Source organism: Leptonema illini DSM 21528 (assembly GCF_000243335.1).
In the GTDB taxonomy this organism is placed as follows: Bacteria; Spirochaetota; Leptospiria; order Leptospirales; family Leptonemataceae; genus Leptonema; species Leptonema illini.
The window spans coordinates 3,955,230-3,980,040 of the sequence record NZ_JH597773.1 but is presented as its reverse complement, the minus strand read 5'-3'; the positions used below and the strand labels follow the sequence as shown (position 1 = coordinate 3,980,040).

General features: G+C 53.3%; 27 protein-coding genes. 18 read left to right on the top strand and 9 right to left on the bottom strand.

All coding sequences use genetic code 11. The features are described 5' to 3' along the window. Positions 1-29: 29 nt before the first annotated feature. Positions 30-755 carry a transglutaminase-like domain-containing protein gene (locus LEPIL_RS18680; protein WP_002774967.1) on the top strand — a complete coding sequence of 242 codons (726 nt, stop codon included), beginning with the start codon at positions 30-32 and terminating at the stop codon, positions 753-755. A 20-nt stretch (positions 756-775) separates the two neighbouring features. Here LEPIL_RS18680 and LEPIL_RS18675 read toward each other — a convergent pair whose 3' ends face one another. After that, on the bottom strand, positions 776-1,438 hold the full coding sequence (locus LEPIL_RS18675) for a hypothetical protein (RefSeq protein WP_143464742.1): 663 nt from the start codon (positions 1,436-1,438) through the stop codon (positions 776-778). Between the two features lie 122 nt (positions 1,439-1,560). Here LEPIL_RS18675 and LEPIL_RS18670 point away from each other — a divergent pair, with 122 nt between their 5' ends. From LEPIL_RS18670 to LEPIL_RS18660, 3 genes are all read left to right on the top strand, one after another. Beyond that, on the top strand, positions 1,561-2,346 hold the full coding sequence (locus LEPIL_RS18670) for a helix-turn-helix transcriptional regulator (protein WP_002774963.1): 786 nt from the start codon (positions 1,561-1,563) through the stop codon (positions 2,344-2,346). 77 nt (positions 2,347-2,423) lie between these two features. Continuing rightward, entirely contained in the window at positions 2,424-3,410 is a 987-nt protein-coding gene (locus tag LEPIL_RS18665; protein ID WP_002774962.1) for a VOC family protein, read from the top strand. A 49-nt stretch (positions 3,411-3,459) separates the two neighbouring features. Further along, positions 3,460-4,695 (top strand): SMP-30/gluconolactonase/LRE family protein, encoded by a 1,236-nt coding sequence (locus LEPIL_RS18660; RefSeq protein ID WP_002774956.1) that lies wholly within the window; start codon positions 3,460-3,462, stop codon positions 4,693-4,695. Here LEPIL_RS18660 and queD read toward each other — a convergent pair. Continuing rightward, a complete protein-coding gene (queD, locus tag LEPIL_RS18655) occupies positions 4,692-5,045 on the bottom strand; it encodes a 6-carboxytetrahydropterin synthase QueD (protein ID WP_002774952.1) in 354 nt (117 codons plus the stop codon). The genes LEPIL_RS18660 and queD overlap by 4 nt on opposite strands. 62 nt (positions 5,046-5,107) lie before the next feature. Next, on the bottom strand, positions 5,108-5,761 hold the full coding sequence (locus tag LEPIL_RS18650; protein WP_002774951.1) for a radical SAM protein: 654 nt from the start codon (positions 5,759-5,761) through the stop codon (positions 5,108-5,110). Between the two features lie 108 nt (positions 5,762-5,869). On the opposite strand from LEPIL_RS18650, the gene LEPIL_RS18645 reads away from it, so the two are divergent. The 4 genes from LEPIL_RS18645 (at position 5,870) to LEPIL_RS18630 (ending at position 10,340) form a co-directional block, all read left to right on the top strand. Continuing rightward, positions 5,870-7,945, top strand: a complete 2,076-nt coding sequence (locus LEPIL_RS18645; protein WP_002774948.1) for a CsgG/HfaB family protein — start codon at positions 5,870-5,872, stop codon at positions 7,943-7,945. A 195-nt stretch (positions 7,946-8,140) separates the two neighbouring features. Then, on the top strand, positions 8,141-9,265 hold the full coding sequence (locus tag LEPIL_RS18640) for a hypothetical protein (protein ID WP_002774947.1): 1,125 nt from the start codon (positions 8,141-8,143) through the stop codon (positions 9,263-9,265). Then, the gene (locus LEPIL_RS18635; protein ID WP_002774945.1) at positions 9,262-9,798 is read left to right on the top strand and encodes a hypothetical protein; all 537 of its coding nucleotides are present in this window, start codon (positions 9,262-9,264) and stop codon (positions 9,796-9,798) included. The genes LEPIL_RS18640 and LEPIL_RS18635 overlap by 4 nt, the downstream gene beginning before the upstream one ends. Beyond that, on the top strand, positions 9,795-10,340 hold the full coding sequence (locus LEPIL_RS18630; RefSeq protein WP_002774942.1) for a hypothetical protein: 546 nt from the start codon (positions 9,795-9,797) through the stop codon (positions 10,338-10,340). Before LEPIL_RS18635 ends, LEPIL_RS18630 begins: the two co-directional genes overlap by 4 nt. Here the strand turns inward: LEPIL_RS18630 and mntA are convergent. Beyond that, on the bottom strand, positions 10,331-10,729 hold the full coding sequence (gene mntA / locus LEPIL_RS18625; RefSeq protein WP_002774940.1) for a type VII toxin-antitoxin system MntA family adenylyltransferase antitoxin: 399 nt from the start codon (positions 10,727-10,729) through the stop codon (positions 10,331-10,333). The two genes, LEPIL_RS18630 and mntA, sit on opposite strands and share 10 nt — an antisense overlap. A 105-nt stretch (positions 10,730-10,834) precedes the next feature. Here mntA and LEPIL_RS18620 point away from each other — a divergent pair, with 105 nt between their 5' ends. Beyond that, the gene (locus LEPIL_RS18620; RefSeq protein WP_002774938.1) at positions 10,835-11,656 is read left to right on the top strand and encodes a DUF459 domain-containing protein; all 822 of its coding nucleotides are present in this window, start codon (positions 10,835-10,837) and stop codon (positions 11,654-11,656) included. Position 11,657: 1 nt separating this feature from the next. Continuing rightward, on the top strand, positions 11,658-14,618 hold the full coding sequence (locus tag LEPIL_RS22610) for an MBOAT family O-acyltransferase (RefSeq protein WP_002774936.1): 2,961 nt from the start codon (positions 11,658-11,660) through the stop codon (positions 14,616-14,618). A gap of 27 nt (positions 14,619-14,645) precedes the next feature. Here the strand turns inward: LEPIL_RS22610 and LEPIL_RS18610 are convergent, their stop codons facing one another. From LEPIL_RS18610 to LEPIL_RS18590, 5 genes are read right to left on the bottom strand one after another with little or no spacing between them, the layout of a single operon-like run. Beyond that, positions 14,646-14,948, bottom strand: coding sequence for a hypothetical protein (locus tag LEPIL_RS18610; protein WP_002774934.1), 303 nt, complete (start codon positions 14,946-14,948; stop codon positions 14,646-14,648). A 43-nt stretch (positions 14,949-14,991) separates the two neighbouring features. Further along, a complete protein-coding gene (locus LEPIL_RS18605; protein ID WP_002774932.1) occupies positions 14,992-17,784 on the bottom strand; it encodes a SpoIIE family protein phosphatase in 2,793 nt (930 codons plus the stop codon). Next, entirely contained in the window at positions 17,781-18,203 is a 423-nt protein-coding gene (locus tag LEPIL_RS18600; protein ID WP_002774930.1) for an ATP-binding protein, read from the bottom strand. Before LEPIL_RS18600 ends, LEPIL_RS18605 begins: the two co-directional genes overlap by 4 nt. 2 nt (positions 18,204-18,205) lie before the next feature. After that, a complete protein-coding gene (locus LEPIL_RS18595) occupies positions 18,206-18,550 on the bottom strand; it encodes an STAS domain-containing protein (RefSeq protein ID WP_002774928.1) in 345 nt (114 codons plus the stop codon). Positions 18,551-18,607: 57 nt separating this feature from the next. After that, entirely contained in the window at positions 18,608-19,525 is a 918-nt protein-coding gene (locus tag LEPIL_RS18590; protein ID WP_002774926.1) for a hypothetical protein, read from the bottom strand. A gap of 183 nt (positions 19,526-19,708) precedes the next feature. Between LEPIL_RS18590 and LEPIL_RS18585 the strand changes: the two genes are divergently transcribed. From LEPIL_RS18585 to LEPIL_RS18550, 8 genes are all read left to right on the top strand, one after another. After that, the gene (locus LEPIL_RS18585; RefSeq protein ID WP_002774925.1) at positions 19,709-20,341 is read left to right on the top strand and encodes a DUF6935 domain-containing protein; all 633 of its coding nucleotides are present in this window, start codon (positions 19,709-19,711) and stop codon (positions 20,339-20,341) included. A gap of 93 nt (positions 20,342-20,434) precedes the next feature. Then, positions 20,435-20,869, top strand: coding sequence for a hypothetical protein (locus LEPIL_RS18580; protein ID WP_002774924.1), 435 nt, complete (start codon positions 20,435-20,437; stop codon positions 20,867-20,869). Positions 20,870-20,912: 43 nt separating this feature from the next. Further along, the gene (locus tag LEPIL_RS18575) at positions 20,913-21,491 is read left to right on the top strand and encodes a dihydrofolate reductase family protein (RefSeq protein WP_002774922.1); all 579 of its coding nucleotides are present in this window, start codon (positions 20,913-20,915) and stop codon (positions 21,489-21,491) included. Positions 21,492-21,563: 72 nt separating this feature from the next. Further along, positions 21,564-21,992 carry a hypothetical protein gene (locus LEPIL_RS18570; RefSeq protein WP_002774921.1) on the top strand — a complete coding sequence of 143 codons (429 nt, stop codon included), beginning with the start codon at positions 21,564-21,566 and terminating at the stop codon, positions 21,990-21,992. Positions 21,993-22,059: 67 nt separating this feature from the next. Continuing rightward, complete coding sequence (locus tag LEPIL_RS23975) at positions 22,060-22,407, top strand: helix-hairpin-helix domain-containing protein (RefSeq protein ID WP_245826877.1); 348 nt, start codon at positions 22,060-22,062, stop codon at positions 22,405-22,407. A 95-nt stretch (positions 22,408-22,502) separates the two neighbouring features. Further along, positions 22,503-23,306: a class D beta-lactamase gene (blaOXA, locus tag LEPIL_RS18560; protein WP_002774917.1), complete on the top strand. Its 804-nt coding sequence runs from the start codon at positions 22,503-22,505 to the stop codon at positions 23,304-23,306. A gap of 185 nt (positions 23,307-23,491) precedes the next feature. Further along, positions 23,492-23,974, top strand: a complete 483-nt coding sequence (locus LEPIL_RS18555; RefSeq protein WP_002774915.1) for a DUF1564 family protein — start codon at positions 23,492-23,494, stop codon at positions 23,972-23,974. A gap of 127 nt (positions 23,975-24,101) precedes the next feature. Beyond that, positions 24,102-24,788 (top strand): HipA family kinase, encoded by a 687-nt coding sequence (locus tag LEPIL_RS18550; protein ID WP_002774913.1) that lies wholly within the window; start codon positions 24,102-24,104, stop codon positions 24,786-24,788. Positions 24,789-24,811 lie beyond the last annotated feature (23 nt).

Genomic DNA, 24,811 nt, shown 5'->3' with positions numbered 1-24,811 from the left:
CGCTCATCTGCGAGATGCTTCTGTGAAGCATGAAAACAATCTCTGCATCAAAGGCCGACGGCCTTCTTCAAAAGACGACACTGCTTGATTACGACGCTCCGACCATTCAGCGATTGGTCAAAGAGCGACGCTGGCAGTCTCTTCCCGAACGCGAGCGCATCCGTTCTGTTTACGAGTTTGTTCGCGACGAGATCCTCTTCGGTTATAATCGCGCCGACGAGATCCCCGCATCAGAGGTACTGTCGGATGGCATCGGTCAGTGCAACACAAAGGCGACTCTGCTTATGGCTCTCTTTCGCGCCGTCGGGTTACGCTGTCGCTTTCACGGATTCACGATTCACAAAGAGCTTCAGAAAGGAGCGATTACTGGAATCTGGTACAGGATGGCTCCGAAAGAGATCGTGCATAGCTGGGTGGAGGTGCAACTTGAGGATGAATGGTTCTTTCTTGAAGGCGTGATCCTCGACCGTCCGTATCTGAAAGCGCTTCAGGCGAGAAGCAGACAAAACGCAGGCTCCGGTTCCTACTGTGGCTTTGGAGCTTGCACAGGCGACATCATGAATCCGATCGTGGACTTTGACGGCAACCATACCTACATACAGGCCGACGGCATCGCACGCGACTTCGGCCTGTATAACGATCCCGATTCTTTCTATGCCGAGCACAGCCAGGCTCTATCGACGCTCAAGAAGTGGCTTTTCAGCCACTATATTCGACATCGCATGAACGACAACGTGCGTCGCATTCGTGGTTAAGAGCCGCTGCCAGAACCGGCTCACTCTTTCACAAAGCGTCCGTCGCTCCACTTCAGCGTGCGACGGGCGCCCATAATCTTCTCACTGCCTGCGGGCAGAGGCATCGTCGGCTTTACAACGATGTTACGATCAAACTGCGAGAACTGTACATACAGCGGAATCGATGTCGTGCCTTCGCCTCCGAAATCCGCGGCGCTTAACGCAGGAAAAACGGATGCCGTGATCTCAGTCCAGTTGCCGTCACGGAATTCGTAGAACTTCACCGTAGACGACATGCCCGTCCCTATGATCGATTCGTTCACACCGATCAGATCGGGTGCTGAACCGCGCTTCCAGGCGGCAATCTCGACAAGATCGGTCTTCTTATCGCCGCGACAGGTATATCGCAGATAGGCGATCGTCGTATCAACCTGCTCGAGCTCGTTCGCGCAGGGGCCTGTGGCCTTGCGCTGTACCTTCTGGCTGCTCAGGATGGCCTCGCGCTCCTTCACGCTATCGGCCGAAGCGATCGCCTTGTAAGGAAGCAGGCGAAAGTAATCTTCAATCGTAAGAGGTGCGCCCGACTTATAAAGTCCCCGTTCGTATTCCAGCACAGGAACGGCCGGTTCGGCTGGCTTATCGGAGCATTGAATAAAGAAGACAGAAGTGAGAAAGAGAATCAAGAAAGCTAAGCTACGCGACATCATCGCAAAAGTGTTCGTTACGGGTAGATCAGGTCAAGCGATTTCCAAATTCAAGCAACCCTTTCGCTCTGATGATTTTAGATTGATCTGCTGCCAGAGAAAAAGGATCGTCCATTTATCGTATGCAGACGCCAGGTGGTATTCTTTATGTCTGGACAAGTCGGGCTCTCTTCGCTACAGATGCGATGGTCACCGAACTTCACGAACACTATGCAGCGACGCTTGCCATCGGTCTTGATGGTCCGATCCCTATCGAAACAGCAGCAGGTCTTGAAGAATACAGAGTAGCGCTTCTTGGTCCCAATACGTTTCATCGTACGATCAACCCTGGATCGCGAATGGTCGCTCTCGTCATCGATCCCGAGACCTATGAATACGCCTCCATCGCCCGTACCGGTGAGTATGGAAAGATTCGGCGACTGCCCGAAGACGCTTTTCTACCGCTTCTTGATCAACTGGAACTTCTCTCCGAAGGTGCGCTTGATGAACAGGATGCGTGGACGCTTCACATCGATATGCTCCAGGCGGCACATCCGTTCAGAGAACGATCCACGGTCATCGATGAACGCATTCGAAGAATAGCGGAACGCATACGCAAGGAACTTCCCGACAGTATTCGCATGAAAGAGATCGGAAAGGACTTTTCTATTTCTGAAGACAGACTCATCCGACTTTTCAAACAGAACCTCGGCATTCCGTTACGCCGCTATCTTCTCTGGGTGCGCTTGCTTGAAGCCAGTCGACATCTGAAAGAAGGCTGGAACCTCACCGATGCAGCTCATTCCGCGGGATTTGCAGACTCCGCTCATTTTACACGCACCTTCAAAGAGAACTTCGGCTTTGTTCCCTCCTTCTTCTTCGGGCAGAATAGCGGCGTCGATGTTCGCTTCTGTGAAACAGAAAATTGATCGAATCTCTTCGGTATACCGGAATCGTTCAAGCCTTCGGCTCTAAAAAGTCATACTCTTCATGTGATCGAGGTGTTATGATTACAGTCATCGGCCTGCTGGCTCTCTTCATCGTATGGGGGGTCGTTTCTGCTCGCAGGGAATATTATGCGCGAACGGACGATCAGCATATTTTTCAGAATGTTACGATTGCAGCCGTTCACCCGGCTGCGCTTGCGAGCTTTTATATAGAAGCTCTGGGGTGCGAAATTATCCCGGCTGACGGTGGATTTGAATTGCCCGGTGAATCAAGCGCTATCGTATTGCGTTTACCCGGGTACAGACAGGGTCCGACCCTGCGTATCATTCCCTGCTCCACATCTCCACTCTGCGGGCCGCTTGAAGTGAACGACCGGGGCTATGCTCATCTGTGCTTTGAGACGAATGATGTTCCCGGCCTTGTTCAAAAGGCCGTTGAAGCAGGCGGAACGATCAGCAGTACCTTCGATCGCATAGAAAAATCTCTGAGCGTTTATACAAAAGATCCCGAAGGAAATACAATCGAGGTTCATATTCCATTACCGGCTCCCTTTAATCCTTACACGTTTTACAGAGCCCTGAAATCGGTGTGGCAGATTAAACGTCGCCGGTCAGATCCGCAAAGATCGAAAGTGCGCTTCATTCATGTGAATATCATTTCAGAGGACTGGAAAGAAACGGCAGAGTTCTATCGGAAGACGATTCATGCAAGGCCAACAGGCATGAAAAGAGACTATAAAGGCCTGTTCATTGAACAGATGGTCGGCATAAAAGGCGTTACGGTAAAAGGTCGGCACATAGCGCTTCCAGGCTACCGCAATGGAGGGCCCACGTTTGAGCTTTTCACTTATAACAAACCGGCAAATCAAGGCCCTCCCGGCCTGGCAGATCGCGGAATCATTGCTACCGGATTTCTTGTTCATGACCTGATGCAGACAGTGACGGCGATTGAAACTGCTGGCGGGCAGATCATCCGGCGACCGGAAAACGGTATGGCCGTCGTGACGGATCGGGATCGAAACATAATTCAACTTGTGCAAAGGTAGTTCAGATTATTCAAAGAAAGGACTGTATCTTTAACGAAGAAGAGCAAGCATGAAGTACACCAGAATCACGCCTATCATCGTGTTGACGTTCGCGTTGAATTGCAACTCCGACAAAATCAAGATCGGCCCCGCCTTTGAGCTGGGCGAAACGCCCGACTCCATCGAAACCGTAAAGGCCACCGCAGATCCTTTCTATAAGGGCCTGACGGCCGTAGCGACGGATCTTCCCGGGCATGATGACGTCATCTTCGACGATGCGCAGAATGCCTATGCCTCCGCTATGGACGGATGGATCTGGAAGATAGACCTGAATGCAGGCACCGCTGAGCAGTGGGTCCGACCACCGGTTAATCCTGCGGGTATGCGTTTTGCCAGCGCGCAGAAAGACTCCATCCTGGTCTGTGCATCCCGCCTGGGCGGAGAGAGTTATACAGAGGATCAGCCAGTGGGTCTTTACGAGGTGCAGACAGAGGATGGTAGCATCCGCCCGCTGGTTACACGATTACCGATTGTGAGTAGCGAACCTCTGGAGCACGTCTACAGCCCGACCGAACGCCCGCAGATGGCTCTTGATGCCCTCAATCAAACGAACTCTCGCCCCTTTGCGCTGTGTAACGATATGGCCGTGTCTGCTGACGGGCTGCGGGTGTACATCACTGAGCCCTTTGAACGTCCCGATGCTGCGATGGGATCAGGCGCCGTTCCCGAAGCGATCGGGCTCTTTCCTCACGGTCGGTTGTGGATGCTCGATCGAAAAAAAGAGACCATCTCGCTTATACTTACGGGCTTCACCTTCGTTGACGGAATCCTTGTTGAGCAGGCCATGAATGGGCCTGAAGAATCCGTTATCTTCAGTGAAACGACAAAGTTCAGATTGATCCGGGCTTTTATCGACGGGCAGGAGGCCGGCACATCGCAGGTGCTTTTTGCCGATCTTCCGGGGCTTGCAGACGGGCTTGATCGCGATGAACAGGGACGTATCTGGGTGGGCATCCTCAAGAGAAGATCCGCTCTGATCAATTTCGTACATCGCCATCCCGGTCTGAAGCCGGTGCTGCTCGCGATTCCCCAATCTATCCTGCCCGTTTCCGCTGACACAGGCATACTCGTTCTCGATGAAAAAGCGGAACGCCCTCTGTACTATCTCATGCACGACGGAAGCAAGATACGCGACATATCGGTCGCCGTACCTCATGCCGGACGGGTTTATCTGCCTTCTTTCGATAAAAAGTCGCGCGGGCTGCTCTCGGTCAGTATCGCAGACCTGCCGATTCCCGGGTACTAACCCCTGTACTCACACCGGGCCGTGCACGTTTCATATACGACGATGCGTGATAGCCCGGGCAGTCCTGGCTTCAGTCGATTCCAGATCCAGACGGCGATGACCTCTGACGTCGGATTCTCAAGCCCGGAGATCTCATTCAGAAGATAATGATCGAGCTCTTCGACAAGCGGCTTCACAAGACGGCTGATGTCGCCGAAATCCATCACCCATCCGAGCTCGGGATCAAGCGGCCCTTCGACGTGCACGTCGAACTTGAACGAATGCCCGTGCATGCGACGGCATTTATGCGTCTCGGGCAGTTTCGGCAGATAATGTGCCGCTTCAAATCGAAAGCTTTTGATGATTTCCATGTTGATTCTATATTAATCCAGTATTTATTCCGTATTGGTTCTGCTATTATCTCACTTCAGGGTTATACGCCGCGACGGTTCGGATCCCAGATCAGCTTGTGCTGCTGAAGCTGCATGCGCACGGGCAGACGATCTTCAATGACCCACTGCGCAAGATCAGACGGAGCAATCTCGCCGAATACGGGCGAGACAAGCAGCTTGCAGAGTTGATGCAACCGGTGTTCGTTGATCCAGCTGCGGGCCGCTTCATAATCCCGTCGATCAGCGATGACGAACTTAATCTCGTCGCTGCTTTTCAAGAAGGGCAGGTTATCGGCAAAGTTATGATGCGCTTCGTTTGATCCGGGCAGTTTGATATCAAGCACGATATGCGTTGCCGGCGGCAGGCCTTCAATCGAGCGATGTCCTCCCGTCTCAAGCAGCACAGCATACTCTGCGGACAGGCGTTTGATCAGCTCGATCACGGCCTCTTTCTGCAAGAGCGGCTCACCGCCCGTGATCTGCACAAGCGTCACGCCTTCGGGGATGCCGGCGACGATATCGTCGAGCGAATGCTTCACGCCGCCCGTCCATGAATAGTCCGTATCGCACCAACGGCAGCGAAGATCGCATCCGGCCGTTCTGATGAAATAACAGAGCAGACCGGCATGCTCTCCCTCTCCCTGAAGGGACAGAAAGGTCTCTGTCAGGCGCAGCGTATCGGTCAGAACGGCCATGCCCTCCGGTTTTCTCGATCAGGGCAGGCGGTCAAATGCGAAACGACGTGCGGATTGACAGATGAAGAGGCGCACGATACAGGAAAAATACCAGGGTGAATCTGTTCTATGACTATGCGCCTTCTTACGATTTCAGGCTATCCGATTCTTCTGCGCCTCTCGATTCCCGTCCTCTTGCTCGCATCTCTGCTGCAAGGCGGATGCAAGAGCACGTCACCGACCGGCGTCGATACGTCGGCATCGCCGGCCGATTTGCAGAGCTGCATGATACGCAGTTTTCCGGCAAGTCCGAAGGTATTGCGCCTCGCCGTTACAGGTGACGATGCAACGTCGGATCGCATGATCAGCGCCCTTGCGGGCAATCCCCGGTTTCGACTGGTAGAACGCACGCAGCTGCAGCGCATCCTTGCCGAGCAGCAGCTTTCATCCAGCGGCCTCACCGACGGCGAACAGGCCTTGAAGATCGGATCGCTCATGCCCGTCGATCTGCTTCTGACCGGCCGCGAAGAAAGCGGGGTTTTGCGAGGACGATTCTTTGACGTCGTCACCGGAGAGGTTCTCTCGGCCTTCAGCTGTGACGCCTCCCTCAGCACGGAACCCGGCAAGAACAACACGGTGAATTCTTTTAATTCGATCAACAGCCATAACACGACGATCACGAATAGCAACAATACAAACATCCACATCGACACGCTTGTCGTAACGAATCCCGGAGACGTGACGGCTCGCAAATGTGACAGCGTGCATCGTCCGGTCCGGGAGCGTTTCGAGAATCTGAACGGCCAGCAGAACCTCGATGCCGCCGTCGCCGCAGCCGTGCGCGTTCCGTTCAACGAAGAATGCGGACGCATTCACTACGATATCATGCGCACATTTCAGAGGTATAAGATCTTTCCGGAAAGATACACGGAATTTCTTATATCGACGGTTAACGGCATAGAGCATCCTTCGGCCGATTCACGCACGTCTTATATTCTTTCGTATTTCGCCGAATCAAACGATGCCATTGAACCGCACGAATGGAAAACCGGCCTCGACGTCCTGAGGCGTGCAAAAGAAGGATCGGCTCAGAGTTACATTCAAAGCCTCATCAACATCAAGCGCGAAACGGCGCCTGCTCTTACCCGTGCGCGAACCATCCTTGCAATGGCCGAACGCCAGGAGATCGGCCGACCGATTGCCTTTGCTCCTGCCGTCGTCTTCAAGGCCGTTCTTGATGCGATGAAGTTCGACCGAGCCGAGAAAGCAGGTCCGACGGCGCGCTTCCTTGACGACCATGCCGAGACATACGCAAAAACGCCGCAGCGAGCCGGATTCTACCGCTCCACGATCGTCATGCTCATGAACGAAAGCATGGTTGCCACCGACGCCGATCGACGCTCTATATTAAGAGCTCTTACGCTTTTCTATGCTCATCAGCCCGAGGATCGCGACACGGATCGCCGGGCCTATCATGAGCTTGCCGTTCGTTACGAGAATCTTATAAACGAAGAAAAAGACGCAAGCAAACGCAATGCGCTTATTGCCGCTGCCGCCGAGTCAAGAGAGGCCGTCGTGATTCCGCTCTGTCGCGCTCCGCTGCCCGATCCTGAAAATGGTTATACACGAAAAGAGATGACCTCTTTTCTTCTGCGTCATGCCGTTCCGTGCGCCTGGCTGCCCGACGTCGATTCGCTGATCGCGAAGATGCATGACGGCGACTGGGATGATAAAGTAACGGCATCTGCATATCTGAGTCAGATGGGGCCGCATGCAAAGAAGGCCGAACAGACCGCCCTCAAGTATCTGCAGATTAAAGGCATGAGTCGATCGGATGAGATACGCGCCCATTGCGCCACCATCCTCGGCAACATCGGAACGACCGATGCCGCCTCGATTCGAGCGTTGATTGAAGCAGCCGGGGATTTCTCGAATCCCGTCAAAGATGCGGCAAAGACCGCCCTGCACCGTCTCGGCTCGAAGGCCGTTCCGTATATGGTCGAATACCTGAGTCGCAGTCGCACCGTTCGAGATACGCGCTTTCGCCTGCCGCTTATAACTGTTCTCGGCCGCCTCGGCTCAGACGGTCGACCGGCCCTTTTCGTTCTACAGCAAATCGCTACGACGGATAAAGAATCTTACGTGGCCGAACAGGCGCGCATCGCCATCGTCAATATCAATGAAGGGAGAAGAGAGGAGCCGTAGAGGGTGGCTTTAAGAAAGAGTTCTACGGTACGGTTTAAAACGCCAGACATCTCATGATGGTGCATCATTGTATTAATCCAGGGAATGGTTCACTTCCAAAGGTAGCAAAGCCAAATAACTGTGGAAAAAATAGTTGCTTTGAATTTCGCAGTACCAACACTATACCAGAACGTCATAACTTAAAGAGCATCCATAATGCGTACAATTTCCACCTTAAAAAACGCACTCGGAAAGATCATCCTCAGTTCAAGTGCGGTCGATGCGGTTGTGCTAAAGTTTTGTGCCGTCGTATTGATCGCCCTCATGACAGTATTTGTTACCGGATGCAGTTCCAGTCCTATTCACTACAGAGGCGCTGCAGTAATCGATGACTATCCGTCGCTAGCGCCCTACTTCGACACCTTCCATATTATCGGCGGCAGTTCATTCACCCTCATCAAGGATAAAGAAGGCTCCGTACAAGGGGCAGTACCTGAGCTTTGCAAAGAATGCAAGTGGACTGTTGTAGAAGACTCGAAAGGCTCTTTTGTAACCATCAATGGCTACTTTTTTCGAATCGGGACTTGGGATGACTGTCCCGCCTTCCTGCAAGAGGTACTATCCTCGTACAGGACAAGTCTTCGCTGCACCGCAATTTTCAAGAATAAAAGATGGGAATACGCCTTCGCCTTCGCCGGCAATGAAACAATCCAAAATGAGGCATCGAGCAAACTGAAAGAATATGAAGAATTCAAAACTTCATTGCTTCATTTGACTCCGGACCTTAGCCAGTACCACTGCGCGCCTAGGGACTCAACATTACAGTGCCAGGAGAAAAAGGGGAACGCAAAACGCTATCTCGCAGATTTGCAGCGAAGGTTAACTGGTCAGCGCATTCGAATACACTATGCCCAGCTATACAGCATAAAGAATGAGAAGAAAATTACACCGGAGGGGCAAAAGCTAAAAACCCGGAACGATGCAACAATGCGAGACTTTCTGCGCAAGAATCCTCTCAACTGGGACCAGGCATTTCATCTTGGCGCAAGACTTGACGCTGAGCTTTCAAATTGCGAAAGATGTTGGAAAATCACGGAAAATCAAGTTCTCCGGTTCCATGTATCCAACAAAGTATTCAACAACTGTAGCGGTCCGGGTTGTGATAGATTCTCAAACTACTGGATAGAGATGACAACATCAAAAGAAGAGGCTCTCAAATACAATAAAGTGGATTTCTATACTATAGAGGGAGCAATCGGCGAGATCGAGTATGACCCAATACCGGAATACAAAGTTATAGAAATCGTACTATCCGCAGAAGGGGCACCTCAATCAAGATGAAAGAACTAATCCATAAAATATCGGAAGACCTTCGCCGGGATTTCGAGGTCAATCCTTACGATTACACCTCTGCCGAGATAGAGGCACAAGTTAGAGTCTTCAATGCGCTAATGCAACACGTCGATGGGTATATTGTGATCGATCGAAACGATGCAATTCCACCGTTCGTAAACCTTAGAAGCAATCGCTTACGGATGGAATGGGGATTCAATGGGAAGCGCCATGATATAATGATCCTAAAATCGGAGTCGACGGCAACTTCGTATGAAGATGTGGAGGCTATTATCGAAATTAAGATCGGCTGGGGCTTTACGGAAAGCCACTTTAAAGACACCAAAGTAATCAAAGACATGGAGATTTTAAGCGAGCACAGGAGTAAAGCCTTCTTACTGTTTTTTCTGGCGAACAACTTCCAAGACATGACGATTGAGCAACAGTCCTTCTATTCCAAAGGGCTTTCCCAATTGAAAACCGACTACAATGTTCTAACGGGACATATGCTCTTAATTTTTCGTGACTTGATCTTGCAATGACCGATCTTAGAGCCATTACACCAGAAACATTAAAGCAATGCATTGTTGATGCCTTGAAACAATTGATCAAGGAAGATGCTCTACTAATTAAAAACTCGTTGAAAGAAGAATGCATCAATCATAAGCTTGCCCAGCATATTGAAAAAGAACTAAACAGCAGGGATATCCAATTCGGCAGCGTAGACATTGAATATGACAAATACCTTGAGGATGAAAAGGAGCTTTCCAGGAATGATCGCATTCGCCCCGACATCCTTGTTCACAAGCGGGTAAGCGGAAATCAAGGGAATCTGATCGTTATTGAAGCAAAGAAGTATTACCCAAGAACGAGAGACCGAGAAAAAGTAATGCGGTTAGTGGATGGGAAAAAATTTAGATACACTGTAGGTGCGGTAATTTCTTACCTTCCAGCGGCAGACTATATTAAACTAATTTTTTATCATGGGCGGAAGTGGCGCGAGGCCGAGAAGATACCAAAACCGAAAGAAGGTATTCCTCCAGCGCCGCGAGCTTTCGGTAGATCAGCGCTCGATCAACCATGAGCAAACCTTGCTTTGAAGAAGGCATCTTCTTTGATACGGAAGTCCCAGAACATACGCAATGTCAGGGATTCGTAAATGTGACGGCGAAAAGGTGCTCGATCATAAATAAGGCGTGATTTCGTCAGAATGCGTCCGCTCAAGCTGATCGGAGCGGAGTTCAGAATGATAAGGTCGAGCTTCACCGGTTCAAATACTTTACCGATACGATCATACAGATCCATGGTCTGCTGGATGACGTCGGCTCCTTCTTCCCGATGCACGGCCAGATCGACATCAGAAAACCTGTTCTGTTCCCCCGACGCCATACTGCCGAAAAGATAGGCGAATTCAACGGGAGCCGTGTCCAGTATTTGCACGGTTTCTCGGATCGCATCTTCGAGATCAAGCATGCTTCATGCTCTGCCCGGATTGAAGGGTCGTCAAACCAAAAAGGATATGCACCGGCCATCGAGTACTTGACAGAGCAAGCGAAGAGAGCATCAGAGGTTCATCGTATGAAACGTCGCTCTCTTACTCGAATTCTGCCTGCGAAAAGCATAGTGACCGGCATGATCCTTGTGCTGCTTGCCTCGCTTACGCAGTGTGCCTCTGGCGATCTCAAGAATCCGGCCCGGACGAAGGTTGAAGGGCCGATTCGCATCGTCATGGTCGGCGACTCTATGATGGGCGGATTTTTCGGCAAGGCGCTGGCCGAGGAATTTGCCAGCCGCCCCGACGTATTCGTCGAGAGGGACTACAAGATCTCCACCGGTCTGTCGGGGCTGCATCCGTACGACTGGTCGGCCCGCACCGAAGAGCTGCTGCGGCGACATAATCCCGACGTGCTCATCGCCTTTTATGGCGCAAACGATACGCTGGCCGTCAAAGAAAAAGACGGCAAAAACTACATGTTCCACAACCCGGAATTCCGAACGCGTTATGCGCGTCATGTCAACGAATATGTGAAGCGCTTCGCTCCGCGAGTCAAGCGTCTCTATCTCATCGGACAGCCGGCCACCGATCATCGCACGTTCTCGGTGCGTTATCCGGTGACGAACGACATCTTTCGTGAGGTTTGCAGTCGTTATCCGAATGCCTTTTATGTTCCTTCGTGGGAGCATACGACGATCAACGGCATCTACGCCCTGCGTATGCCCGACCGCAACGGAAAGCTTCAAAAAGTGAAGTATGAAGACGCCGTGCATCCGACACCGGCCGGAGGCATCATCATGAAAGATGCCCTGCTGCCCTACTTTCTCAGCGAGCTCGATCTGAAAGACGCCCCTCTCGATGTCGCGCAGACGGAGGCGAAGCCGTCAGTAGAAAAGGCCAACTGAGATGCAGACTCGATCCTTCCGTAACATCTACCTGCTCATGGCCTGGGCAGGGCTCCTGCTCATTGCCGCCGGCGCACAGCCATCGTTACCCGAACCGGCCCGCATCTTCCCGACCTTTGCCGACCTGATTCCGGGGTATAAGACTCTCAAGACGCAACTGACCTTACTTTCGATTCTATCAGATGCGGATGAGACGGCTCCCGTTAAAGATCCGTCTCTTGAGAAAGATGCGGCCCCTGAAAAGGATCCTGCTCCCGAAACGGAGACTCTTCCACAGAAAGATCCGGCACCGGAGTCTGCCGCACCGGAACACCCCGACGACAAAGCAAAGCCTGTGCTTCATGACGGCGAGAACCATGCCCGTCTTGCGAAGTTCTATGCCGCTCTTCATGATCTGAAAGAAAAGAAGCGCAGTCATGTTCGAGTCATTCAATACGGAGATTCGATCATCTGGGCCGACAACGTTGCGTATAAACTCAAGAGCAATCTACAGAAAGAGTTCGGCGACGGCGGCCGAGGACTCGTCACCATCATCGACTCGAAAGAGTCCGTGCTCAAAGGACATAAGAATCTCACAAACGGAGGATTCGATCTCTTTCAAATCGAGCATAACTCCTTTGATCGCCCACTCGTAGCCGAGCTTGGCTTCACAGCTAAGTCCGTGCGCCCTCAGAAGCCGGGGGCGATGACGACTCAAGAGGCTCCACCCGAGGCTGCTCCCTGGACAAAGGCGCATGTTCTTCTGCGTGCGGGTGATGCCGCGACGACAGGATCGTCGCTCTTCGAAACGGCAGAGAAGGCGCAGGCATCGTTTGACTATGATCTACAACCCGGCCAATGTCAGGGTTTTGAGGTTGATCTTGCGGCGACTCGCCGCCTTCAGATGACCGTCGACTATAAAGGCAAGCCGCCTTATATCGATGCGCTGCTTCTTGAGACGTCATCGGGCCTGAGCTACAGCACCGTCGTGCGTATGGGCATCCATCAGGCGTGGATGGCGTCGGTGTCTGATGCCGCTCTCGAGTGCGGATACCGCTGGTTTGCGCCTGATCTGGTAGTTTTCGAGTTCGGAGTAAACGAGTCTGCCTCGATCGAAACTCGTTTTCATGGTTATACGCCCGAGAAGTACGAGAGTCAGCTGCGAGACTATTATAAACGTCTGCGCAAAGTGCTGCCCGATACGCCCATCCTCATGGTCGGACCGCTTGATCGCGTCAAATCGCAGGGCGGGGCTTTGCAGCCCGTTCCGGCACAGGACGATGTGCGGCGCATCCAGCGTAAGCTTGCCGACGAATTCGACATCGCCTTTTTCGACACCTACGAGTACATGGGAGGACGCGGCCACATTATTCAGATGGTACGCAAAGGCCTCGCCCTGAACGACTACATGCATCTGTCGAGCGCGGGCGGTGATATGATCGCCGACGGAGTGTCGGCCGAATTACTCAAAGGGTATGCGAGTTATACAGGCTCACAGGCGGTCATTCCCGAAGCTCATACAGCGCCCGACGTATTCGAAGGCGAAGATCCTGGCGCCATCTCGTTCAATTCGAGAACCTATGCTCTTTTTCTTTTTGTCGTCCTGATCGTCTCTTCGATACTTGTGCGCTGGCCGAATCTGCGGCTCGGTTTTCTCGTTCTCGTTTCGTTCTATTTTTATGCAAGCTGGAAGTTCTGGCCCGTTCTCTTGATCGTCGCCTCGACCATACTTGATTACGTTTGCGCCCTTGGGATCGAGAAGGCGCGGAATCTGTCGACCGAAGCGAAGCCCGATCGTGGCACGCGCTACCTGATCGCCTCGCTTGTCGGCAACCTCGGCCTTCTTTTCTTCTTCAAGTATCTGAATTTTTCGGGAGATGTGATCAACCGCGTCATCGAGGCATTCTCGGGATCAAGGCCGATTCCCGTCTTTGATCTGCTTCTTCCTGTCGGCATCTCATTCTATACTTTTCAGACGCTTTCTTATACGATCGACGTCTGGCGCGGAACGCTGGCCGTCGAACGCAACATACTGCGTTTCGCCCTCTATGTTTCGTTTTTTCCACAGTTAGTCGCAGGCCCGATCGTGCGTGCGGCCGAGTTCCTTCCCGATATCGGACGCAAGGTGCGCCATTTCGTCGTCACGCATCAGATGTTCAGCACCGGCCTGTTTCTGATTTTCTGCGGACTCATCAAGAAGATGACGGCCGATTGGATCGGCGTTACTATCGTCGATCGCGTCTATGCGTCGCCGTCCATGTTTACGTCGGCAGAAAATCTGGCGGCGCTGTACGCCTACGGGCTTCAGATCTACGGAGATTTCTCGGGCTATACCGATATCGCCATCGGCTCGGCTAACCTTCTCGGCTTCCATCTTACCGAAAACTTCCGCCGACCGTATCAGGCCGCTTCGGTTACCGAGTACTGGCGCCGGTGGCATATCTCGCTCGGCACATGGATTCGCGATTACATCTATATCGCCCTCGGCGGCAACCGCACCGGCGTGGCGCGCAATCTGCTCATCACCATGTTCCTCGCCGGTCTGTGGCATGGAGCCGGCCTGAACTACGTCGTCTGGGGAACGCTGCACGGCCTGGCCCTTGTCTTTGAACGCTGGATCGGATGGGGCAAGAACGATCCGAAGACGCTGCTCGGTCGCGTCGGTCGCGTCTTTGTGACGCTGCATTTTATTCTCTTCGCCTTCATCATCTTCCGGTTGAATGATCCGGCGATGATGAAGGCCGTCGTCGAGCGCATCTTCTCGGATAGCTGGGTGCTCAAGAACCTCGAATGGCGCGGCGTCGCCGTCGTCGCCTTCGGATATGCTTTTCATCTGACGCCGATCGAGTGGCGCGAAAACGCCGGCAGAGCCTTTCGCGATCTCGCATGGCCGTTACAGAGCCTGATCGGAGCGGCCGTTACCGTGCTCGCCTTTCAGCTCGCCCTGCCCGACGTGCAGCCTTTTATCTACTTTCAGTTCTGATCGGTAAGCGTGTAGACCCGCTCGATCCTAAGCCTCAGAAGGAGGTTTGGGATCGCTACTCAGGCGGTTATACAGAAGGGCGGCGATGCCCGAAAAGATGACGGCATCAACGACGGCGTAGAAAAGATCAAGCAGAACTCCGACGGCGTGCTCCCACCATAGCAAAGCCGGATGCGCCGCCGTAAACGGATGCGGATGAATGGAGTTATACGTTTGCAAGAAAGCGATGCCGAACTGACCCGAAAGGCGCGCCCAGATCGAGATAATCAGCAGGGCGACGACAAGCGGAATCGTCCATGCGAGAATAAAGGCTCGAAAATCTATCTTCATATTGATAACCTCACAACAAAGTACGCCATTGTCCAGATGGCTTTTACAGAATACGCCGGAAGGCGATCATGGCGATATCGTCGTCCAGCTCCGTCGGGCCGCTGGCAAAGACGCGGCGACCCGAGAACCTCTCCACCTGCTGAGCTACGTATTCGAGTATGCGCTCCGGCCGCTTCTTACCGGCCAGCTGCACGCACTCTTTCAGGCGCTCCGTTCCGAAAAGCTCGTAAGCTGCGTTAGCCGCCTCGTTCACGCCATCGGTAAACTGAAAGAAGAGATCTCCACGTTCAAGATGAATCGTTCCGGTTTTGAGAATTTGCCCGAAAAGTTCGGTCTCTTCAAGGCCAAGAGGCAGGCCTCCGCCAGGTAACTCTTCAACCGTCTCGGATTGATAGCGAAACAGCAAGGCCCTGTTGTGGCCGGCAGAGGCGTATTCGACGTCTCCCGTACGACGATCATAGACTCCGAGATATACGGTGATGAAAACGTCGGCCGGAGTCTCGCGATACACGCGCTCGTTCAACTTCTCCATAATGTGCCGAACGGACGACTCGCTTCTCACAAGAGAATGCAGATGGGCCCGCATCATCGCCATAATCATCGCAGGGCCCGGACCGTGGCCCGTTACATCGGCGATGCAGAAGGCCATGCGCTCGGCATCCATTTCTATAAAGTCGTAGTAATCGCCGCCGACCCCTGACGAAGGTCTGTAGAGCTGCCCGATGTTCAACCACTCTTCCATAGAAGGAGGCGTCTTCTCGGGCAGAAGCTGCCGCTGGATCTGCTCGGCGGCCGATAGTTCGGCTAACATTCTCTCTCTGTGACGCAGTCCGACCGTCATGCGATTCAGGGCCGATACGAGAGATCCGAGTTCGTCGCGCCCCCGGTATTCAAACGTGACGTCGAGATCGCCGGCGCCGATACGCTCCGCTCCCGTAATGATACGCTTGATCGATCGAACAAAAAAGAGCGACGCAAGTAGGGCGATGAGCATCAACCGCAGCCCGATGGAAAGCGCCATATCGAGCAGGCGATGGCGCTCTTTACTCAATTCAGCATCGATGGCCGACCGATCCGAGAAGATGCGCGTAAAGGCGGCCGTGTTCTCGAACAGCGCCCGACGGGCCAGGTCGTCGACGGGCTGAGAGTCGAGATCCCACATGATGCGTTCCAGCGCCCAGCGCGGCTTCACAAACTCTCCCGTTCCGCTGATAAACGGCAGCGAAACGCCGCCGCAGGAATAAAGCTCCGAACAGTTTGTGCGAATCCATCCGCGCAGAGCCGTCCAGCGATTCTGCTCCAGCTTGCGATTGGTCGCCGATCCCGTATAACTCATGTAAGAGGTCGTGTCGTAGTCGAAGCGCATCACGGCCTTATCAAGCAGCATGGCGTCCCGGAGCGCTCGAAAGGCGTCGGCAAGAACGGCGGACTCGGGATAATACTCGGCGATAAGCTGCTTTTTCAACGGAAGCTGCCTTTTCATCTCGGCCAGCAGCGATCGCTCTTCGGCTAACCTTGCCTGCTCTTCGGGCGATAGATCCTTCTCGGATTCTACGGTCGTCGAGCTCAGCTTTTTCTCGGCTTCAAGGATGGCGGCCTCGGTCGCTTTCAGATCGGCCTCGAGATCGGCCAGGCTCGTCTCGTCGTAGGCGGATGCCCAGGTAATCGCCTTATCGAGGGCCTTTTCGCGCTCGGCTCGCAGCGCCTCGTACTCTTTATAGAGATCTGCAAGGCGAGCGACCTCATCGACAGTAAGATCGCCTTCGGCCTGAGCATCGCGAAGCTTTGCCAGTTCGGCGATGATAGGCTTCATACGATCGGCGATATCGCGATCCGATTCGACGTAGCGTCGCCACATCACCGAACCCTTCATCGACTCAAGAATTCTGCGAGCCCTCTCTGAGACGGCCGGCTTCATGAAAAGCGTTCGGGCCGAGATCAGATACTGTTTATCCTGAAAGGCATACTCCCTTTCAATCGACGCCGGCGCCGGACTGCGAGCATAATAGGAATCCCGAACGGCATCCAGCGAAGCGATGAGCTCGGGATCGGTACCGACTCGAAGCAGATTGATATCGCGACTGCTCAGTCGATAGAGTCTGTAGCGTCTCTCTGCAAGAGGACGCAGCGAAGCCCAGAGCGCCTGTCTGCGCGATGGCTCAAGGTCGGGTCTGCTTAACTCCGTCATGATGCGCTGGATCTCAAGCTCCAGATCGGCTGAGGGCTCGACAAGAGACGTATCGAAGTGGGCCTGAAAGAAAAAGCTGACGGTCTGAATACGGTAGCGGCTCTGATCGAGACCCGAGAAGGCCGATCGAAGAGCATCCAGATATCCGCTGCGCTGAATCAAGAGCGCATCGAGATACCGGCCGGCCAGCATGTTAGCGGCCAGATGTTGCTTTACGTCTTCTGGTTTCTCGGCGGCGATGATGCGATCCTCCATAATTCGGAGCTGCGTCGCATAATACTGCATCTGCCGGAATGTGGCGTCGTCGAGCGAGGTAGAGCCGACGGCATCGAGATGGGAACGCATGCCGTCGGTCAGCTGCTCATAGCGCTTTTCATTGAAAAGACGACCTTCGGGGCCGGTCGTTTCTTCACCATAATAAGACTTGAGTCGTTGTAGCTCTATCAGATTGCCGACTGTATAACGAATCCACTCGGTGCGACGCTCGACGGGATCAAGGCGGGATTGCACCTCCTTCATCGAGGCATTGACGATCAGATCTCGCTGCTGCCTGAGAGCGAGGAATAAAACGACGCCGACAAGAACAGAGAGCATCAACGCCGAAAGCAATAGAACCCGCGGAACAAGCCCGAAACGAACCGGCTTCATGCATGTCCTCCTCTTTGCGTGAGCACAAGCGTGTTGCCGCCTCCGTCACGCTTCTGATACTGCACTTTCATCAGCGTGCGTAGCAGGAACAATCCGTATCCGCCTGTCGCTCCGTCTTCACTTAACTGTTCGGGCGACGGCAACGGAACGGACGTTGGATCATACTCCTTCGCTCTGTCGGATAACTCAATCTTGAGTCCGTCGTTCGTCCATCCGACGTTTACGTCGATGCTTCCCGGTCCGCCCGCATAGCCGTGCTCAAACGTGTTCACAAGGGCCTCTTCGACGGCGAGAAGGATACGATTGCGTTCAAGATCGCCCATGCGGGGAGCGAGAAAATCAGACAGGCAAGTGCGCGCCGTCGATAGCGGAGCGCCGTCATGCGAAAGGGTGAATGACAGGCGATCGGCTTCAGACATGGTCAGAAACCTGCGACGGCATCTTCCACACGGGCGGAGATCGAGAACACCTTATCAAACGAAAGAAGCTTGAAGACGTCAAGCACGGCCGCCGTCGGAGCGGCAATGCGAAGATCTCCACCTGCCGTCTTCAGCTGCTTGCGCAGAGCGGCCAGAAGTCCGAGGCCTGCCGAGGCGATGAAGGTAAGAGCGCTCATCTCAACGACGATCTTCTTTCGCCCTTCGCCGATCAGTTTCTTAATCGCCGCATCAAGGGCCGGCGATGTCGTCGCATCAAGCGCTCCGCTCAGATGTACGATGACGACATCACCCTGAGCCGAAGCCTTCATACTGAGTGTACTCGACATAAAACCTCCGAAAATACTCAAATCTGAAACTCGTTCTGGAACGGTTATGAAACAGGATCAGCTGTTACGGATGAGCTCCTTCATCAGATCCTTTTCTCGAATGATGTCATAGAGCTTGCGCTCCAGCCGGTCAATCTCTCGATGATAGGGCACAAGAGGATCGCCCTGAAAAATGAAGGCATACTTGCGAATGCTGCGAATGGTCGTCCGTAAATCCCCGCTGGAGATGCCCTTCGAAATCTGATAATACAGGTTAATGGCCATGAAGCTGTGTAGCTCGTTTCGAAAGCCGCTCTCGCGTTTTTCGAATGCTTCTATTAGCGCTTCGATCTCGTCTCTGTTATTATCCTCGGCCTCGGCAAAGCGGATCAGGTACGCCGAGATGAGCTTGCGGCATGTGGCGAGGTCGCCCTTCTGGCTGGCTCGCTTGATCTTTTCAAAGAGGATGCGAGCCTCTTCTTTCAGTTTAACCGTGTTCTCGCGACGCCCGAGCTCTACGGGCGCAAGCGCTTCGGATAACGCCTCTTTGCTCGACGCCGTGAGCCGTTCCGTAAAGCGATCGCTGATCGATCCTTCCTGTTCGGCCTCGAATTTGCGAAGCGGATCTTCGAGGATGGACATGAACTCCAGCGCCTCGGGCGAGGTGGCGACTGCGTTATGGCGCATCATCATCTCGAAAAAGAAGATCGCTCCGTTCCCGAGAGCCGACAGATTCTCGGTGAGCGCCTGGGCGATCATGCGCTTGCAATGAGCGGAGATCGTTCGCACCTGCGCGCCTTCGAGCTTCTCGATGCGAGTCATCATGCGGGCGGCCGTTTCGGCGCTGTAGTCGCGCTTCCATCCGGCATAGAAAAGCGGATCATAGAGATAGGTCTGGAAAGACCGTCGTCCGGAGGCGGCAAGCAACCGGATCGTTTTGATCATCGTCTCGGCAACGGTTACCGGAACCTTGCTGTTCGTATCGCGAAAGGCCACGTTTCTATATAGAGACGGGAAACGCCGCGAGAATGCAATCCGATTTTACGATCATATCTGCATTCCTACAGGAAAAGCGGGAAAGTGGAGAGCTGAACTCAAAAACTTGCGGCCACAAAAACCCGGCATGCAAAGATGCAATTTTTACTTGCGCCGTTTGCGTCTTGCGCTCAGCCTCCCTGCATGAACCGAATCATGACACGCATCAAGCTTCTCTCGCTTCTCTCGATTCTGGCCCTGTTTACCACAGGCTCTCTGTTCGCTCAGAATCCCACCTATACGGTGAACGTAAACACCGTCCCCTCCGACATCGCTTCTTTTGAAGCCTTTCGCGACTCGCTTGCGACCACTCCAGAAGGTGGCGCCATCGTCATGCTCTTCGCACTGCGGCTGTATCAGCAGAATCCGACCGAAGGCACAAAGGCGCTGATCGTCGCCGTCGATAGCAGCCGCCTCAGTCAGAGCACGGGAGCGGGCTCTTATAAAGGATTTGCCCTTGATGGCAGCACGAAGTATCTGCTGGGGCAGATCGAGAAGTATCCGTTTATGCTGAACTCGTATCTGCCTGGCGCCACGCCCGAAAACGGATACACTCCGGCCGGACTGCCTTATACGTTCACGCTTACCTCGAACAGATTCTCGGGCACCGTAGAGTCGGGACAGATCAAGCTCTTCCTGCCCTCTTCGGGAGCGGCCACACCGCGTCCCATTACGATGAAGCGCAATAGCAAAGGCATTTGGAAGGCCGCCGAATTCAGCTCCCTGCTTGTAGGCGTCGCCGCTCCGGCAACGACTGATCCGGCCGACGACCTGTAAACAACCGATTCTAACTCGAACACCACTGAAGAATCGCGGCCTCTGTTTTTTCGGAGGCCGTTTGGTCTTCGGAACGTTCTATTAAGAATTACTATGGCCGATACGCAGAACCCCTACGCGCCTCCGGACCGAGAGGTCACGCCCGCTGACGTGATACCGCTGCACGCACGCCGGGGACTGCGATGGCTGCTCATCTCGATCCTCCTGTTGCCCATAGCCGTAGCTTTTCAATCCCATTTTCTTCCACACATTATTCTGATTCCGTACGCTATCCTTCTTCTCGCTTTACTAATTGTCCTGTATATAATGATACGACGACAGAGAGTATGGGCCCGTAACGTTCTTGTTACGATCACTCTCCCGCTTGCGCTTCTTCACTTCCTCGCCTTCCCGATGTTTTTTGGCGCCTTTCCCATCCCGACGCTTCTCAGTACGATGCAGATCATCTTTCAGGCGCTGGCCGCTTTTGCTTTGATGCGAAGGGAGGCGAACCGGTGGATGCACGGACCAAAAAATCCGCTTGCCTGATTTCATCGCAGCTGCATGCTCTGGAAAAACCCCGGAGTCAGCCATGCGAAAGATCACACTGTATATGCAATCCTCCGTCGACGGTATCGTTTCAGATCCGGATCGGTGGGCGAACATCAGCGACGAGATTCTCGAAGATGCTCTACAGATGTACGATAACATCGGGACCGTCGTTTTCGGCGGACGCTCGTACCCGTCGATGGCACAGTACTGGACCGGAGCCGAGCAGACTTCGACGTCGGAGCTCGAACGGGCGTTTGCAAAGAAGATCAACGAGATCGATAAAATCGTCATCTCACGATCGCCCGTGAAGACTGCATGGAAGAACTCGCGATGTATACAGGTCGCCGATGAAGACGCACTCTTTGCCGCCGTGCAGAAGCTGCGCAGCAGCAAAGGCGGACCGATCTCGGTCGAGGCAGGCGTGAAGCTCTGGCAGCTCTTTCTCCAGAACCGACTGTATGACGAACTGTGGATGCTTGTGCATCCGGCCATTGCAGGCAACGGGCAACGGCTGTTTGACGTGGAGGATGGCGCCCGCCTGCAGTTTCTCGCAAGTCGGAGCTACGAAAACGGCGTGATGGGCCTGCGTTATGCGCTGGATCGAACGGGTTTCATTTGAAACAGTGTCGATTACAACCTGTCGCCCATCAATTTTTATTCGACGGAAACGGCTAACAGAGGAAAAGAAGGCATGATCGATACCTTTCTCTTTAAATTAATTCTGACGGCCATTGCCTTTCTACCGGCGAAAGATGGCAGCTATGACATCCGACTCAAAGTGACAGCCGAGAGGCCCGCCTCTGTCATGACAATCTCGCGCACATCAGGTCCGGACGAGCATGATCCTCACTACTACATCGTTACCGATAAGGCATCGGGGGATTCCTTCCGTATCGCATTCGTCGACAACGGCCTCTATCGCGTAATTCTCGACGAGCAAACCGATTTTGAGATCGATATGATCGAATACTATATGGATATCGACTACGAAAAGAAGTCATCCGTCATGCTTCTCGGTAAAGATGGCGATGCGCCGATCAGGGTTAGTCTTATCGGTAAAGATCGACATATCCAGGCGGCAAGCGGTCACGGCCAGACCGTCATCATTCCGGGAAAGTGAAGATGCGGTTGCGGGTGAGAACCGGTATATGAGTAAGATCAACGCAGAATGGCATCTGGCCAATAAAATGCCGAAGAATCCGACCGAGAAACAGCGGATCGACTGGCATCTGGCTCATGCCGCCCATTGCTCCTGTCGCGAAATTCCAGCCGGAGTCCTGGAACTCATGAAGAAGTATGGTATGCCGGCGTCGAAAAAATCTTCAGTAATCAAGGAGAAGACCGGGACAAATATCCTCCCTCATATCGCGGCACCGGCCCTGCGCGCCCTTAACTCGATCGGCGTAGACAAGCTGTCGGATCTAAAGCGCCACACCGAGAAGGAACTGCTTACTCTTCATGGTATGGGCCCGAAGGCACTGAATACGCTGAAAGCGGCCATGAAAGAGGCCGGAGTGAATTTTCAGGCAAAATGAGCTCCGGCTGAACTATCAAGGTGCACTCAACAAATGAAGTGCATCAACGCCACGAAAAAAGTTCTCGCACCATATTAAACTGAGACCCTAAATCTATGAAGTTGATCTATACAAGCCTGCTCGGATTTCTCCTTGCTTCCTGCTCCGCCCCCTCCGTGCAAGAAGTCCGACACGATGATGTCGCCTCGTTCTTTTCAAAGTATAATGCAACGGGAACGTTTGTTCTACAAAAGGAGGACGAGCCGGCCTTCATCTACAACGAAGAACGGGCGGCCCGGGGTTTTATACCGGCCTCCACATTCAAAATCCTCAATTCGCTTGTCGCTCTCGAAACGGGTGTGATCGGCGTCGACGATACGATTCCGTGGGATGGTGTGAAGCGAGCATTCCCCGCATGGAATCAGGATCAGCGTATGCGCGAGGCCTTTCAACGCTCGACGGTCTGGTTCTATCAGCTATTGGCCCGACGCATAGGACAGGCGCGCATGCAGCAGGCCGTTAGCCGTGAGCACTACGGAAACGAGAATATTGCCGGTGGCATCGATCGATTCTGGCTGACCGGCAGTCTGCGTATCAGCGCATTGCAGCAAATCGATCTTCTGAAAAGGTTGAAGCATCGCAAACTCGGATTCTCTGAGAAAACGATGCAAACCGTCGAAGACCTCATGCTAATCGAACAATGCGATCGTTATACGATGCGTGGCAAAACGGGCTGGGGCGATCAACAGGGCATTCAGATCGGCTGGCTTGTCGGTTATATTGAAAGAGACGGCGCCGTTTACTATTATGCGATGAACGTTGAGAGCAGCGATCCGGCATTTCCCATGATTAAAGCACGCAAAGATATCGTGCGAAGTGTGTTGCTCGGGGCCGGTGTGATCGATGGAGAATGCAGGTAAGACGGAAACATCCGGCAGCCGGCATGATCGTTACTCCTGTAGTTGTGGTGGCCATCGTCGTCATCGACGTCACGAATCGAGCATTGATATGCAGGCAGGCGGCCTCTTGCTTTTTTCCGGGCAAGAATAGGCCTTAGGGGAGATTTTTTGCGTTCAGTTCGCCTCGTTCTCGACCTTCCACTTACATGAACGAACAGACGCGAGTTGATGGAGAACCGTATTACCGCACCCGCTCCACTTTGCTGATTCCGGAGTCTTACTTTAAACGATACTTCTGGCGAAGCCCTTACATAAAAATAGGCCACTGGGCTCTTGCTTCCTATTTTGCCGGCCTTATGGATGATCCACTGCTTGAATACAAACTTGGATTCCTGGAGAGGACCGGCAGGTGGAAGAAGCAATATCAGGAGGAGGGGCAGAACCTGGTGCGCGTGAATTTCTACCCGGATGATCGGGACTGGGGGAGGTTGTCTGCGATTGCGAATGCGACTGGTTACTCTCGCTGCTATATCTTCGTATACCTCTTGCTGATCGCAATGGGAGTGATATCTCTGCAGGATGGTGGAACTCAGCGATCCTGGGTGAAGGGGCACTGGAATCCGGTAGTATTTTGCTCGATTTCTGTCGATGCCGCCACCAGGACACTCACGAGAATCCTGCAAACATAGTAATCCCCCGCCCGCTCCAACCATCCGACGGCACACCTCCGAAAAGTCATCTTCCTCAAGGGTCTGACGCGTCCACGCACCATGAAATCTTGCTGACGGCATGCAGAGCCCGGACAATACATCATCGATGCTGGAACTCCATCAGTTTCACGAGCTATTTACCGGCAGCTCCTTCCCCACGCTCATCACAACATCTACAGGCAAGAAAGTCATCTTGAAGATGAAAGGCTGCGGAAACGGTATGATCAGCCTTCTGAATGAGTTTATCGCCAACCGTGTCGCCCACCTTCTCGGATGGCCAGTTCCCAACGCAGGCTTTATCCACATTCGGGACGATCATCCCTGGCAGTTCGGAACCGATGAGTTCGACGACATTCTCACGCGGAGCGCCGGTACTAACCTTGCGATTGATCTGATCGACGGAGCGACGCTGCTTGCGGCGGATGAATATGCAACGCTACCCGAAGATCTGCTGTCGCAGATTTATACGCTCGACCTCTTCTTTATGAATATCGATCGAGCGCAGAGTTCACGCAACCTGCTTCGAGATGCTGTGGGAAAAATCTGGATCGTCGATCATGGAAGCCTTCTGCTGTTCAGCTCTGAACGCGCCGCTCTCTCAGATCAGCTTTTCGAGAATCATTTTCTCTTTGGACAAAAGACATCCTATCTACAGAGGCAAATACTGAACAGGAAGCTATTTCGAGAAATTCTCAAGAGCATCCCGCCCGGAGTATTCATCGAAAGCGGAATTTCAGTAGAGCGAGTTCACGAAATCATCACCGGCAGAATAGAATTCCTTGAGCAGCGTTAACGCGGGGATTACTCCGTTGAAAC